Source organism: Candidatus Giovannonibacteria bacterium, from assembly GCA_016432405.1.
GTDB lineage: Bacteria > Patescibacteriota > Minisyncoccia > UBA11713 > 2-01-FULL-45-33 > MFHE01.
In genome coordinates, this window is record CP066687.1 from 178,332 (window position 1) to 190,974 (window position 12,643).

Annotated in this window: 16 protein-coding genes and 3 tRNA genes; 14 read left to right on the forward strand and 5 right to left on the reverse strand. The window is 44.8% G+C overall.

Features of this window, described 5'->3' with window-relative positions:
* The first annotated feature begins 52 nt into the window (after positions 1 to 52).
* The gene (locus HYW15_01240; protein ID QQG42818.1) at positions 53 to 919 is read left to right on the forward strand and encodes an inositol monophosphatase family protein; all 867 of its coding nucleotides are present in this window, start codon (positions 53 to 55) and stop codon (positions 917 to 919) included.
* A gap of 31 nt (positions 920 to 950) precedes the next feature.
* Here HYW15_01240 and HYW15_01245 read toward each other — a convergent pair whose 3' ends face one another.
* Positions 951 to 2,102, reverse strand: coding sequence for a S1 RNA-binding domain-containing protein (locus HYW15_01245; GenBank protein QQG42969.1), 1,152 nt, complete (start codon positions 2,100 to 2,102; stop codon positions 951 to 953).
* A gap of 37 nt (positions 2,103 to 2,139) precedes the next feature.
* Here HYW15_01245 and HYW15_01250 point away from each other — a divergent pair, with 37 nt between their 5' ends.
* From HYW15_01250 to HYW15_01285, 8 genes are all read left to right on the forward strand, one after another.
* A complete protein-coding gene (locus HYW15_01250) occupies positions 2,140 to 2,781 on the forward strand; it encodes an MBL fold metallo-hydrolase (protein QQG42819.1) in 642 nt (213 codons plus the stop codon).
* On the forward strand, positions 2,778 to 3,005 hold the full coding sequence (locus HYW15_01255) for a hypothetical protein (protein ID QQG42820.1): 228 nt from the start codon (positions 2,778 to 2,780) through the stop codon (positions 3,003 to 3,005). The genes HYW15_01250 and HYW15_01255 overlap by 4 nt, the downstream gene beginning before the upstream one ends.
* A complete protein-coding gene (ligA, locus tag HYW15_01260; GenBank protein ID QQG42821.1) occupies positions 3,002 to 4,990 on the forward strand; it encodes an NAD-dependent DNA ligase LigA in 1,989 nt (662 codons plus the stop codon). Before HYW15_01255 ends, ligA begins: the two co-directional genes overlap by 4 nt.
* A 167-nt stretch (positions 4,991 to 5,157) precedes the next feature.
* Positions 5,158 to 5,454 (forward strand): Asp-tRNA(Asn)/Glu-tRNA(Gln) amidotransferase subunit GatC, encoded by a 297-nt coding sequence (gatC, locus tag HYW15_01265; GenBank protein QQG42822.1) that lies wholly within the window; start codon positions 5,158 to 5,160, stop codon positions 5,452 to 5,454.
* Positions 5,451 to 6,812: an Asp-tRNA(Asn)/Glu-tRNA(Gln) amidotransferase subunit GatA gene (gatA, locus tag HYW15_01270; protein ID QQG42823.1), complete on the forward strand. Its 1,362-nt coding sequence runs from the start codon at positions 5,451 to 5,453 to the stop codon at positions 6,810 to 6,812. The genes gatC and gatA overlap by 4 nt, the downstream gene beginning before the upstream one ends.
* Complete coding sequence (locus tag HYW15_01275; GenBank protein ID QQG42824.1) at positions 6,809 to 7,345, forward strand: hypothetical protein; 537 nt, start codon at positions 6,809 to 6,811, stop codon at positions 7,343 to 7,345. The genes gatA and HYW15_01275 overlap by 4 nt, the downstream gene beginning before the upstream one ends.
* A 168-nt stretch (positions 7,346 to 7,513) precedes the next feature.
* Entirely contained in the window at positions 7,514 to 7,855 is a 342-nt protein-coding gene (locus HYW15_01280; protein ID QQG42825.1) for a helix-turn-helix transcriptional regulator, read from the forward strand.
* On the forward strand, positions 7,852 to 8,544 hold the full coding sequence (locus HYW15_01285) for an ImmA/IrrE family metallo-endopeptidase (protein ID QQG42826.1): 693 nt from the start codon (positions 7,852 to 7,854) through the stop codon (positions 8,542 to 8,544). Before HYW15_01280 ends, HYW15_01285 begins: the two co-directional genes overlap by 4 nt.
* A gap of 230 nt (positions 8,545 to 8,774) precedes the next feature.
* Here the strand turns inward: HYW15_01285 and HYW15_01290 are convergent, their stop codons facing one another.
* The 3 genes from HYW15_01290 to HYW15_01300 form a co-directional block, all read right to left on the reverse strand.
* On the reverse strand, positions 8,775 to 9,098 hold the full coding sequence (locus HYW15_01290; GenBank protein ID QQG42827.1) for a hypothetical protein: 324 nt from the start codon (positions 9,096 to 9,098) through the stop codon (positions 8,775 to 8,777).
* A gap of 142 nt (positions 9,099 to 9,240) precedes the next feature.
* Positions 9,241 to 9,567: a hypothetical protein gene (locus tag HYW15_01295; protein QQG42828.1), complete on the reverse strand. Its 327-nt coding sequence runs from the start codon at positions 9,565 to 9,567 to the stop codon at positions 9,241 to 9,243.
* Positions 9,568 to 9,582: 15 nt separating this feature from the next.
* A tRNA-Met gene (locus tag HYW15_01300) sits at positions 9,583 to 9,653 on the reverse strand.
* Between the two features lie 88 nt (positions 9,654 to 9,741).
* Between HYW15_01300 and HYW15_01305 the strand changes: the two genes are divergently transcribed.
* From HYW15_01305 to HYW15_01325, 5 genes are all read left to right on the forward strand, one after another.
* A tRNA-Met gene (locus tag HYW15_01305) sits at positions 9,742 to 9,813 on the forward strand.
* 14 nt (positions 9,814 to 9,827) lie between these two features.
* Positions 9,828 to 9,902, forward strand: a tRNA-Asp gene (locus tag HYW15_01310).
* Positions 9,903 to 9,962: 60 nt separating this feature from the next.
* The gene (gene uppS / locus HYW15_01315; protein ID QQG42829.1) at positions 9,963 to 10,640 is read left to right on the forward strand and encodes a di-trans,poly-cis-decaprenylcistransferase; all 678 of its coding nucleotides are present in this window, start codon (positions 9,963 to 9,965) and stop codon (positions 10,638 to 10,640) included.
* 32 nt (positions 10,641 to 10,672) lie between these two features.
* Positions 10,673 to 11,125 (forward strand): C40 family peptidase, encoded by a 453-nt coding sequence (locus HYW15_01320; protein ID QQG42830.1) that lies wholly within the window; start codon positions 10,673 to 10,675, stop codon positions 11,123 to 11,125.
* Positions 11,122 to 12,270 (forward strand): hypothetical protein, encoded by a 1,149-nt coding sequence (locus HYW15_01325; GenBank protein QQG42831.1) that lies wholly within the window; start codon positions 11,122 to 11,124, stop codon positions 12,268 to 12,270. The genes HYW15_01320 and HYW15_01325 overlap by 4 nt, the downstream gene beginning before the upstream one ends.
* Positions 12,271 to 12,391: 121 nt before the next feature.
* Here the strand turns inward: HYW15_01325 and HYW15_01330 are convergent, their stop codons facing one another.
* Positions 12,392 to 12,598 (reverse strand): hypothetical protein, encoded by a 207-nt coding sequence (locus tag HYW15_01330; GenBank protein ID QQG42832.1) that lies wholly within the window; start codon positions 12,596 to 12,598, stop codon positions 12,392 to 12,394.
* Positions 12,599 to 12,643: the final 45 nt, after the last annotated feature.

Below are 12,643 nucleotides of genomic sequence, written 5' to 3' on the forward strand. Positions count from 1 at the left end.
CTAGCATAATTGAGGTTTTGACAAAAAATTTTGCAAGGGAAAGGGGAAAGATATGAAAGATATAAAAGGTATGGAAGCAGAGGGCAGCGTGGGTATTCTTTTGTGGAGCGAGTGGTTTCATTCTTTTTTCCGAGGTCTGCAACGCCAGATCTTGGATTCTTTCAACGGCATCAGCGAGGTGGAGGAAAAGGCGTCGGCAGATTATGTCGGCGAGCTAGACAAGTTTATTGAAAGGCGTCTTTTTGAGTTTTTGCCAAGGGTGTACGACTATCCCGTTTTAAGCGAGGAAACGCCGAGCCCGTGGCCCCCGGCTTTCAGTAAATTCTGGATTATTGATTCGCTGGACGGGACACACAACTTCTTTGCCGGGCTCCCGCTTTTCGGAACCATAGTTGCTCTAATTGTAAACGGAAAAGCGGTGTTTAGCGCGATTTATCTGCCTATGGATGAGCAGAGTTTATGGCGCGGGCTTTACGTGGCGGCTAAAGGCCAGGGGGCTTTCAGAAGATTGCCTGCGGGGCTTGAGCCTATTCATGTTTCTGGGCAAAATGATTTGAAAAAGGCATTTCTTCTATTGGAAGGTCCCAGCAAAAAGCTTTATACCTTTCATCCAGTACAAAATGCTGTTTTTGCCGCAGAACGCGTTCGCAACGGCCTTTCTTTCGCCTACTCTCTGACTCGGCTTGCCTCAGGCAGTTGCTGGACTAAAGGCGTGGACATCGTTGTTGCTGAAGGCGCGAAGCCATGGGAAGCGTTTGCGGCCGAACTTTTTGTTGAGGAGGCCGGCGGTAAAGCGACAGATTGGAACGGGAATCAGATATCAATGGGAAATTGCAATCTTCTGCGCAGTGATCTTCTGCTTTCCAACGGGCTTTTACATAGAAGTGCAATGAGCTCTCTTCATATGACGAGATTGTAATTAGCCACCCTCGCTCCGGCGAGGGCCTTTTTTATTCCGTTTTTTCTTTCTCTTTTTTCTCTTCTTTCGGAGCTGCGGGCACTTCGCCGTTTTTGCCTAAAAACGAGAGGGAGAGTTTTTTGTCTTCCGGCTTGTAATTTACGATTTGAAAAACGTAAGTTTCTCCGGGCGAGATCACCTCGCGCATTTTTTTCTCCGTTCCGAATTCAGATATGTGCGCAAGCCCGTAAATTCCCGTTTCAAGCGTAACCAGCGCCCCGAATTTGTTTAAGCGCAGCACTTTTCCGGGGACGATATCGCCCTTTTTATATTTTTCCTTATGCGTTTCCCAAGGGTCGGGTTTCAGCGCTTTTACCGAAAGCGAAATTTTGTCTCCGTCCACGGAAATAATCTTGGCTTTTGTTTTTTCTCCGACTTTAAAGAGCGCGTTTGGGTCTTCAACTAGAGCCCAGTCCAGCTCCGATATGTGCGCGAGCCCTTCCAACCCATCTTCAATTTTTATAAATATGCCGAAATCAACCACGCCGGTGACTTCGCCTTCTATTTCGTCGCCGACTTTGTATTTCTCAACCATTTTTTTGAGGATTTCCGACTCCGTGCCCTTTTCTGAAAAAATAAGCTTGTTTTCTTTCTGGTCAAAGTCCAGAACCGTGACGGCTATGGTTTCGCCGACCAGTTTTTTTAGTTCCTCAAAAATCTTTTCTTTTTCCCCGCCTTCCACTCTGGGGTAGTGCGAGGCCTTAAGCTGTGAGGCGGGCAGGAAACCTTTGATTCCTTTCCATTCCAGCACCAGTCCGCCTTTATTGGCTTCCAGCGCTTTGAGGCTCAAAGTTTCCTGCGACTCTTTTGCTTCGTTGATTTCTTTCCAGACAATTTCCGACCCCGCCTCTTTTAAAGAGAGCTCAATCAGCCCGCTTTCATTTTCCAGCTCAACCACTTTCGCCGCGACTTTATCTCCCGCTTTTAGATTTTTGATGAGCTCTCTCGCGTTTTGGTACTCCCTGCCGTAAATTATCCCCGTGCCGTAGGAGCCCAAGTCCATATATGCTTTCGCCCCTTCTTTAAACAGAAAAATCCCGTCAACCAAGTCGCCGATTTTAAGAAAAACCTTGGGCTTCGCCCGAAGCAAGCCCTCCATTATGCTGTTGTCTATTTTGGCCTCCTTTTCCATAACCAACGCCATTGATTGGATTATAGTTATTTTGCTAAAATTGTCTAGTATGGTCATCACTTACTACGGACTTTCGTGTTTTAAGATACAGAGCGGGGATACGGTGCTTGCGATTGACCCTTTTTCAAAAGAGTCGGGGCTTACGCCGCCGAGGTTTGGCGCGGATGCCGTTTTGGTTTCGCATGGGCATGATAATCATAATAATGTTGAGGCGCTGCAGGGCGACATTTTTAAAATCACCGGGCCCGGCGAGTATGAATTTAAAAACATCATTGTCCGCGGAATAGAATCGTTCCACGATTCAAAAAACGGAAAGCAGAAGGGCAAAAACACTATTTATGTAATTGAATGGGAAGGGATGAAATTGGCGCACTTGGGAGATTACGGAGAGGAAACCTTGCGGAGCGAAACGCAGGAAGCGCTGGACACGCCAGACATTATGTTTTTACCGGTTGGCGGGGGAGACACCATTGACGGCGAGGCGGCTGCGAAGCTTGTAAACGAAATTGAGCCGCGCGTCATAATTCCTATGCATTACAAAATTTCAGGGCTTAAAGCGAAGCTGGACGGCGTGGAAGTGTTTATGAAAGAGATGGGAGAGAAAACTGAGCCGGAGGAAAAGCTCACAATCAAAAAAAGCGGTTTGCCGGCGGCGGAAGAGTCAAAAATAGTTATTTTGAAGACGCCGTGAAAGACCCGCTGGATTTCGTAGAAAAACTCCAGCAAAAATCCGAGACGGAGCGGAGGACAATCGCCGCGCTGGTTGTCGTATTGCTTATGACGATAATCATCGGCGTCTGGATTACGACTTTCTCCGCCACATCGTCCAGAGCGGCCGTAGCCGCCTCTGAACCCTCGCCATTTTCTCTCTTATGGAATTTTATAAAAGATTCGGCGGGGCAGATTTACAAATGACCAAATCCGAGGCCAAGGAAAGAATAGAAAAATTAAAAAAGCTGATAGATAAGTATCGCTATCAGTATCATGTTTTAAATAAACTGGAAATTTCAGAGGAGGCGCTGGATTCGCTCAAGCACGAACTGAAAAAAATGGAAGACGAATTTCCGGATTTGGTGACCCCTGACTCGCCGACGCAACGGGTTGCCGGAAAGCCGCTTAAAGAATTTAAAAAAATCAGGCATCAGACCAAAATGCTGTCCTTGGAGGATGTTTTTTCCGAAGAAGAATTTTCGGAGTGGCTCGCGAGAATAAAAAAATTGGCTCCGCAGGGTAAATTTTCGTTTTACGCGGAGCCGAAATTTGACGGCCTTGCTTTAAGCATCGTTTATGAAAATGGGATTTTAAAATACGCCGCTACGCGCGGAGACGGCGAAACCGGAGAAGATGTCACCCAAAACGTGCGTACGATTGAATCCGTCCCCCTGAGCGTTGAGGGGAATGGGAGAAATGGGAGAGTGGAAGTGCGCGGAGAAGCGCTCATCACCAAGAAAAATTTTGAGGCAATCAATAAAGAGCAAAAAAAGAAAGGCGGGCAGATTTACGCCAACTCCAGAAATTTGGCGGCCGGGTCTTTGCGGCAATTAGACCCGAAAATCACCGCGTCGCGCCGGCTGGATTTTTTTTCATACGATCTTTTGGGGATGGATTTTCGGAGTCATAGCGAAGAGCATAAATCCTTACGCGAGCTCGGTTTTAAAACCGGCGAGGATTTGGAGAAGCGCTGCGAGGACGCGGAGGAGGTTTTCAGGCACTATAAAAAAATCGCGGAGAGGCGCGAAAAGCTAGCGTATAATATAGACGGCCTTGTGGTCAGCGTTGATTCCAACAAACTTTATAAAAAACTGGGAGTTGTGGGCAAGACGCCGCGCGGGGCGATTGCTTTTAAATTTTCCCCAAGAGAGGCGACGACGAAAGTTGAAGACATTGTTGTGCAGGTTGGGCGCACCGGCGCTCTTACGCCGGTCGCGGTTTTAAAGCCGGTTGAAATTGGCGGCGTGATGGTAAGCCGCGCGACGCTTCATAATGAAGACGAAATTAAAAGATTGGGATTAAAAATCGGCGATAGCGTGGTTGTCGGACGCGCCGGGGATGTCATTCCGGACGTCAGAAAAGTTTTGAAAGAATTGCGCACCGGGCATGAAAAAGAATTCCATATGCCCAAGCATTGCCCGGTATGCAAAAAGCCAATTGAAAAAAAAGAAAGGGAAGTGCAGGCCAAATGCGTCAATAAACTTTGCCCAGCCCGGCATAGGGAAAATCTTTATCATTTTGTGTCAAGAAAAGCGTTTAATATTGACGGCTTAGGTCCAAAAATTCTGGACGCCTTTTTGGATAATGGCCTTATACAAGATGCTGCGGACATTTTTGAACTAAAAGAAGGAGATATCGCGCCTCTTGAAAGATTCGGAGAAAAGTCCGCGGAAAATATTGTCTTGGCGATAAAAAATTCGCGGAAAATTCCGTTGGCCCGCTTTCTTTACGCGCTTGGCATTTTGCACGTTGGCGAGGAGACGGCGATTGATTTGGCGGAGCATTTTGGAAGTTTGGATAAATTGGCGGAGGCCTCAAAAGAAAATCTGGAGTCAGTCCCGAATGTCGGAGGAGTGATGGCGGAGAGCGTTTACGGGTGGTTTCGTGAAGAAAGAAATAAAAATTTTTTAAAAAAACTTTTGCGTTGCGTTGATATTGAAAATTCAAAAAAGAAAAAACTGGGCAAGCTCGCCGGAAAAATTTTTGTTTTCACCGGTGAGATGGAATCAATGAGCCGGGATGAAGCCAAGGCAAAAGTGCGCGAGCTCGGCGGCGACCCATCGGAGACAGTTAGCAAAAACACTGATTATGTCGTCGCTGGCTCAAACCCTGGCTCGAAATACGACAAAGCCAAAAAGCTGGGAGTTAAAATAATAGACGAAAAAGATTTTTTAAAGATGATTAGATAAAACTTGCAAAGTTTTTAATTTAGTGCTAGGCCTTTTTATTTTTTCTTGCACTATACACTTTTGTACGATCGTGAGGTTTTGTATAGTCTGCTTTTAGGGTAGGTAGTTGGTTTTAGCCCTTCTCTTGGGGCTTTTTTTTATGCATTTTTTCAGCTACAATGGCCTTAATGATTTCCGAAGAAGAAATTGAGCATCTGAAGGATTTGGCGCGGGTTGAATTCGGCAAGACGGAAACAAAAAAACTCGCGAAAGACCTGGGAGAAATTTTGGGGTACGTTGACCGGCTTAAAAAGGCGGACGTTTCAAGCGCTCTGGAGATGACGCACGCGCTGGAGGGAGTAAAAAATGTTTTTCGCAAAGACGAAAAAGGCAAAGATGAGGGAGGTCTAGTCCTTACTAAGGATTTAATAAACGCCTTCCCAGAAAAAGAAAATAATTATCTTAAAGTCCAAGCGATTTTATGACTATTTTAGAATTCCACAATGCCCTGAAAAATAGAAAAACTTCCGCGCGCGAGGTTGTAATTTCTTATTTGGATGAAATTAAAAAGAAAAACAGCGAACTCAATGCATATTTAGAAGTATTCGAGCAAGCCGCGATTGGGCAAGCAAAAGAAATTGACGAGCGCATCGCCTCCGGCGAAACCCCGGGAGGGCTTTGGGGAGTCCCTTTGGCGATTAAAGACAATATTTTAATCCGCGGGGAAATTGCTTCGGCGGCTTCCAAAATTTTGGGGAATTATGTTGCGTCTTACGACGCTTTTGTGATTGAAAAATTAAAAAAAGCCGGGGCAATTTTTTTGGGTAGGACAAACATGGACGAATTCGCAATGGGGTCTTCAACTGAAAATTCTGCTTACGGCCCGACAAAAAATCCGCGCGATATCTCAAAAGTTCCGGGCGGTTCATCAGGCGGCTCCGCCGCCGCCGTTGCCGGCGGCCTTGCCATGGCTGCCTTGGGTTCCGACACAGGCGGCTCAATCCGCCAGCCCGCGGCTTTTTGCGGAGTCGTCGGGCTTAAACCGACTTACGGAGCGGTTTCCCGTTCGGGGCTTATTTCTATGGCTTCATCTTTGGACCAAATTGGGCCGATCGCGCAGACGGTGGAAGACGCGGAAATTTTATTTAACGTGATTCGCGGGAAGGATGAAATGGATTCTACCTCGGTAATATCAAATGTCAAAAGTCAAATGTCAAAAGTCAAAACCATCGGCATTCCAAAAGAGTATTTCAGCGGCGGGCTGGCTCCGGAAATTAAAAAAAATATTGACGAAACCGTAAAAAAACTATCGCAAAAATACGAAATCCGCGAAATTACTTTGCCCCACACTGAGCACGCGCTTTCCTGCTACTATATAATTATGCCGGCGGAGGTCTCATCAAATATGGCCCGGTTTGACGGGATGAGATACGGAAAAAGAACCGATGGGGGTAATTTGATTCAGACATACAAAAAATCGCGCGGTGAAGGGCTGGGCTTGGAAATCCGGCGCCGCGTCCTTTTGGGCACATATGTTCTTTCCGCGGGCTACTACGACGCTTACTATTCGCGCGCGCAAAGAATGCGAGCGCTGGTCGCGGAGGATTTTAAAAACGCGTTTAAGGAGATTGACGCCATCTTGGCCCCGACTGCTCCCACTCCGCCGTTTAAATTGGGCGAAAAATTAAAAGACCCGTTGGCGATGTATCTTTCGGATATTTACACGATTCCGGCGAATCTCGCCGGCGTGCCGGCGCTGACGCTCTCTTCCGGCGCCCAGCTTATCGCCCCGCATTTTGAGGAAAAAAGATTATTTGAATTAGGAAAATTTTTGGAACGATGATTGATTTTATAAATTCGGTTTTTGACTTGTTCTTCAATCTCGCGGATTTTTTGCTGCGCTATGATTATTCGCAGCCGGTTCCTTTGCTAAAAGCTCTGGCTGTTTACATTTCCATCCCGCTGGTTTGGGGCATAATTTACAGCGTCTACAAATCCAATCGGATTTTCCGCGCGATGCACGTTTTTGACGAGCCGCAAAGCGCCCCGCCGGAGAACAACGAAAATCTGGACAACTGGCAGAAAATTCTGTCCCAAGGCGGCTCGGAAAACGAGAACGACAGGAAGCAGGCCGTAATCGGCGCGGATTCTTTGATTGAGAAAATTTTGGCGATGGCGGGATACGGCGGCGAAAATTTAGGAGAGAAGCTGAAAAATATTGAGCCGGCGGATTTGGATTCCTTGGATGCCCTTTGGGAAGCGCATAAAATCAGAAACCGCATCGCCCACGAAGCCGGTTACTCTCTTCCAAAAGAAGACGCCTCGCGCGCGCTTTCCCTTTTTGAAAAGGTGCTGAAAGAGTTGGAATACATTTAAATTTTAAAGGTTGGCAGTTTTAACAGTTAATTTAAAACCTGTTGGGGTAAACCGCCAGCTTTGCCGGCAAAACACAAAAAACATCTAAAAAACGGAGGCTTTTGTTATCCACAGGATATATGATGTAGCGTTGTTGCAACGCGCAGGCGGCTGTGCTAATATAAGTATATGGAAAAAAATAACGAGTTAGGGCAAATTTTAAAGGCATACCGGGAAAAGGCTTTCCCTGATCAGGGCTTACGCAGAGTTGCTGCTAAAATCGGGATAGATTATGCGCATTTATTTCGGATTGAATTGGGGCAATATACTCCAGCGGACGAAACTCTGCTTAAAATTTTAGACACTTATGGCATAAAAGATCTCGATGAAAGATTAAAAGTATTTAATTTGGCGCGATTATCACCAAGTCATCAGGAAGCCATAGAAAAAGTAGCGAAGCAATATGAGGGTAAGCCACAAGAATTTGTTGAAGTATTTTATCGGAAAAGCAGAAAAAATAAATCTAAATGAGTAAAGTTGTTAATAACATTTTGTATTTAAGTAATGAGATGATTGAATCGCATGCAAGCGAGGATCTATTAAAATTTCAAAAAGTAACTGGACATCCTCTTGCGTTTCCGATATACCCAGAAGAAGTTTTAAGGAATATTTGGGGCATCCAAGTTGAATATCTGGACAGAGTTAAATCTCTGGAAGGCGAGGAAGTTCTAGCCTGTTTTATGCCGGGAACCCACTCCGTTCGTTTGAATAACTCAATGCATAGCGTGGAAGGAAGCGTTACGTTCAGCATCGCTCACGAAACCGGACACGTTTCGCTTCACAATTTTCTATCAGATCTAAAGGAAAAACCAACTTTTTGCGAAGGTTCTATTTTTGGCCGGAAAGCATTAAAAACGATTGAGAGGCAAGCGGATAGATATGCGTCAGCGCTTTTAATTCCTCAATATGTTCTGATGCCAAAACTAGAATCCATCGGTTGGTCTTTGGGGAAAAAATTAGATTTACAACTTCACGGCAGGCCATTAAAAGAATATTTTGGGGTTTCCTTTGAGGCATTAGAGCGTCGGCTTGGATTTTTTGGAATACCTACAATAGGAGGTTTTTATAACATTCCATCCAAAAAAATAAAGAATGTTGTTTTTGAAAAAATGGAAGAGGAAAGGGCGAGTTGGGCATTATATGACAAACGACGAGCATAAAAGCAAAAATTATTATGCCAAATCCTTTAAGAAATAGGGGTTACGAAGAAATTATCAGATTTTTAGAGCATTGTGGATGTAGCCCCGGCCCTATTCACGGCGACGATCAAATTTTTTATCATCCAAATAATAAAAATTGGGGCATTAAGGTTAATATAAATCCCACACTAAAAAGAAGCGGTTACCCAATTGGAACGCTTCTGGCTAACATACGTTCCTTAAGAGCAATATCAGGAATTGAGAAGAAGGAGTGGATTAAATGGTTTAGTGAAAAAAGAAATTTCTAACCATTTTGCAATGTTCGCTATAAATGGCAAAACGAAAAATAAAATTCTGTAATTCAATGCCGGTTTTTGATTAATTGCTTTTTCCGACAACTTATTCTCATTTATTGTTTTAAACGTTGCAATGATTCCGTTGTGAACATGGTTTAAAACATCATCTATTGAATTACCAACATCAACGTAACCAGTTTCGTATGTAATCCCAACATAGCCCTCTTTGCCACGATAAATGAGGATGTGAAATGTTGCTGATTTTAATGTATTTTTCATGTCTATTCTATAATGTCATTATAGCAAACCGGTAACAAAAAATTGTTAGATAAAAAGCTGGCTGTGGATAAAAATGACTTAGCGTAGCATAGCATATTGAGCTATTAATTGTCAATGCCAAACCGCCTACAAGACGAGATATTTAAAAAAACCAATAAATCACCGCGGCTAAAAAACCGACTATGAGTATGAAACTGGCAGTCCCCCAAATTACCCACTCCCATATTCTTTTTCTCTCTTCCGGCGCTGCCTCCCTTTTTCCATATATGGTATATAAAATCACTGCTCGGATAACAAAAAGTAATATCAACCATATAAGTGCGTTGATAGCGCTATCGATCAATAGAAAAATATTGGGTTCGTGTACTATCCATGGTGCGATAAACGCGCCGACAAAAACCGAAACAGCAACAACTTTAAATATCCGGTACCAAATTTTCTGATTAAGCTCTTCTGGTTTTGGTCTCATATAGTATGGTTTTTGTAGCGGGGGCCGGATTTGAACCGGCGTCTCAAGGTTATGAGCCTTGCGAGATACCACTTCTCCACCCCGCGATGTAAAACAAATTTTACTCCGTTTTTTTGAAAAAGCAAGTTTCAAGCTGGCAGAAACTTTAAAAATGTTATATATTAAGTCGTAACTGCCGGCGTAGCTCAGTGGCAGAGCGAGGGACTCATAAGCCCTAGGCCGCAGGTTCGATCCCTGCCGCCGGCAAATGCGAAAATTATGCAGCCGTAGTGTAGCCCGGTTAACACGCCTCCCTGTCACGGAGGAGATCGTGGGTTCAAATCCCATCGGCTGCGCCCCGAACCAGAAAGGAAATATAGTGACTTTATAATTCTATATTAAGATTATACCTATATATGCAGGATACGCCGTTATGCGTAGGAATCATTTTGGATGGAAACAGGCGTTGGGCGAAGGAGCGCGGGCTTCCTTTTTTTGAAGGCCATCGGCAAGGGCTTGATAATGTTGAGCCGATAGCGCTTGCCGCGCGCGATATGGGCGTAAAGCACCTCGCTCTCTACGCTTTTTCCACGGAAAATTGGGAGAGGCCCAAGAAAGAAGTTTCCATGCTGATGTCGCTTTTTGAGACGATGGCCAAAGACAAAGCCGACCGGCTCATAAAAGAAGGCGCCAAAGTCCGATTTGCGGGCCAGCTTTGGCGCTTTTCCGAAAACCTCCAAAAATTGATGCGAGAGGCGGAAGAAAAAAGCCCCGCCGAGCCAAAAATCACGATCTGGATATTGCTTTCCTACGGCGGGCGGGCGGACATTGCCCAAGCGGCCGGAGCGCTTGCCAAAAAAGGCGAAGCCGCAAGCGAAGAGTCATTGGCGCGCAATTTATGGACTGCCGGAATGCCAGACCCGGATATCATCATCCGCACCGGCGGCGAGCAGCGCCAATCCAATTTTCTTTTGTGGCAGGCGGCTTACAGCGAACTTTTTTTCCCGAAAACTTTCTGGCCGGAATTTACAAAAGAAGAATTTGAAAATATCATAAATGAATACAAAAAGCGCGAACGCCGCAACGGGGTTTGATTCAGAACCTTTTTTGTTTTATATTTTAAGAAATGGCGGAGAAAGAAACCCAGATTTCGCGGCTGATTAAAATTGCCAAAGGATTGGTCGGCAGGCCTTACAAATACGGCGCGAAGATGAAAGACGCGCCAAGTTTTTTTGACTGCTCCCTTTTTACCCAATATGTTTTTAAGCAAATCGGCGTGGATTTGCCAAGAAGCACGATACTGCAGGCGGATAATGGGATTGAGGCGAGCTTGGAGGACATAAAGCCGGGGGATCTCTTGTTTTTTCACGGCGAGCGCGGTTTTTACAACAAAAAATTTCCAGAAGGCATCGGGCACGTGGTTTTATACGCGGGAGATGGCAAAGCCGTTCACGCCGCTTCCGAAAGAATTCAAGAAAACCCGGAAGTCGTTGAGCGCGGCGAGGTAGAGGAAAAAGGACTTGATTATATAATTGACAAATGCGGACCTCTCATCGTTGTTAAGCGGATAATCAAATGAATATTGAAATCAAATCGCCGGAGGAGGCGGAAATGAAAAAATTTCTTGAGGAAAGACACGACGCGGAAGCAAAAAGAATTTTGCGGTTTTTAAATATGCCGGACTTGTCGCGCGCGGAGGGGAGCCCACTCAAAGAAATAGTTGAGCGGGCTTCAAAGGTTAATAGCCTTGAAGGGTTTGATGTTATACAAATCCCCGAAATTATACCTACCAATATTTTGTTTGATCTCTTTAATATGCCGCCGGGGCATCCCGCCCGCAGCAAATCAGACACTTATTACATCGGCGATGATTATGTGCTTAGGACCCATGATACGGTGTTTTGGTACTATTATTTAAATTATCCTGAAATTAAAGAAAGAATCGCCAACAAGGAAATCTTAGGCGTGATTTGTTATGGAAAAGTATACCGAAAAGATGAAATTGACCGAAGCCACATGAATGTATTCCACCAGTTCGGCGGGCTCCATATTGGGCCTGACGATAAAAAAACCATAACGCCAGAAGATTTAAAAAATACTCTTTCGGAAGTTGCCAGAAGTATTTTTGGAGATGTTAACTTTAGGTTCTACGATCACAATTTTCCTTATACGGATCCTAGTTTTGAAATGGAGGCGGAAATTAACGGGCAATGGATGGAAATGCTCGGCTCTGGCATGGCAAGGAAAAGCGTATTGGCAAATTTTGGCCTTACTGGTTATCACGGCTGGGCTTTTGGTTTTGGTTTAGAGCGGCTGGCGATGGCTTCCATGAGCTTACCTGATATCCGGCTTTTGTGGTCGGAAGACCCGCGGATTAAAAAGCAACTGCGCTTGGGAAATAAATATATTCCGGTGAGCAAATACCCGCCGATTACACGCGATATATCTTTTGTCGCGGACAAAAATTTTATTCCAAATAATTATTTTGATTTGCTAAGGGATTTGGGCCTGCCTGCCGGCAAGGCAGGGGGCGATTTGATTGAAGAGGTCGGTTTGATTGATAAATATGAAAACGCCGAAAAATTCGGGGAAGCCAAAACCAGCTACGCTTACCGGATAGTTTTCAGAAGCAACGAAAGGACTTTAACTTCCGGCGAAGTTGATGAGATAATGTCCAAAATTTACTCCGAAACCGCCAAGCAGTTTAAGGCGGAGTTGAGGTAATTTAGCCGCTTTAAGTTTTGTTCATTCTAACGCGATCGCGTCAAGTTGGTCAAAAATAAAAAAAGCGCGGTGAGCGATGTTTTGCTCCCCAACGCATTTTTCTTTTTAGTGGTTATCCGTTTTAGTGGAGTGCTCTCATGCGCCTTGGAATGTCGTTGATTTTTTCCTCCAGCGCCTTGATTTCTGCCTCAAGGCGTTCGCGTTCTTCTTCGCTGAGTTCGCCGCGAATTGATTTTTTCGCGAGAGCCACACGTTTCTCTGTAACTTCGTTGGTAAGCTTAAACCCTTCGGCTAAAAGAGCTTTTACCTCGTCCAATGTTTTATTCATGGATACCACCTCCTTTTCTGATAAATTTACCTTATTATATACTAG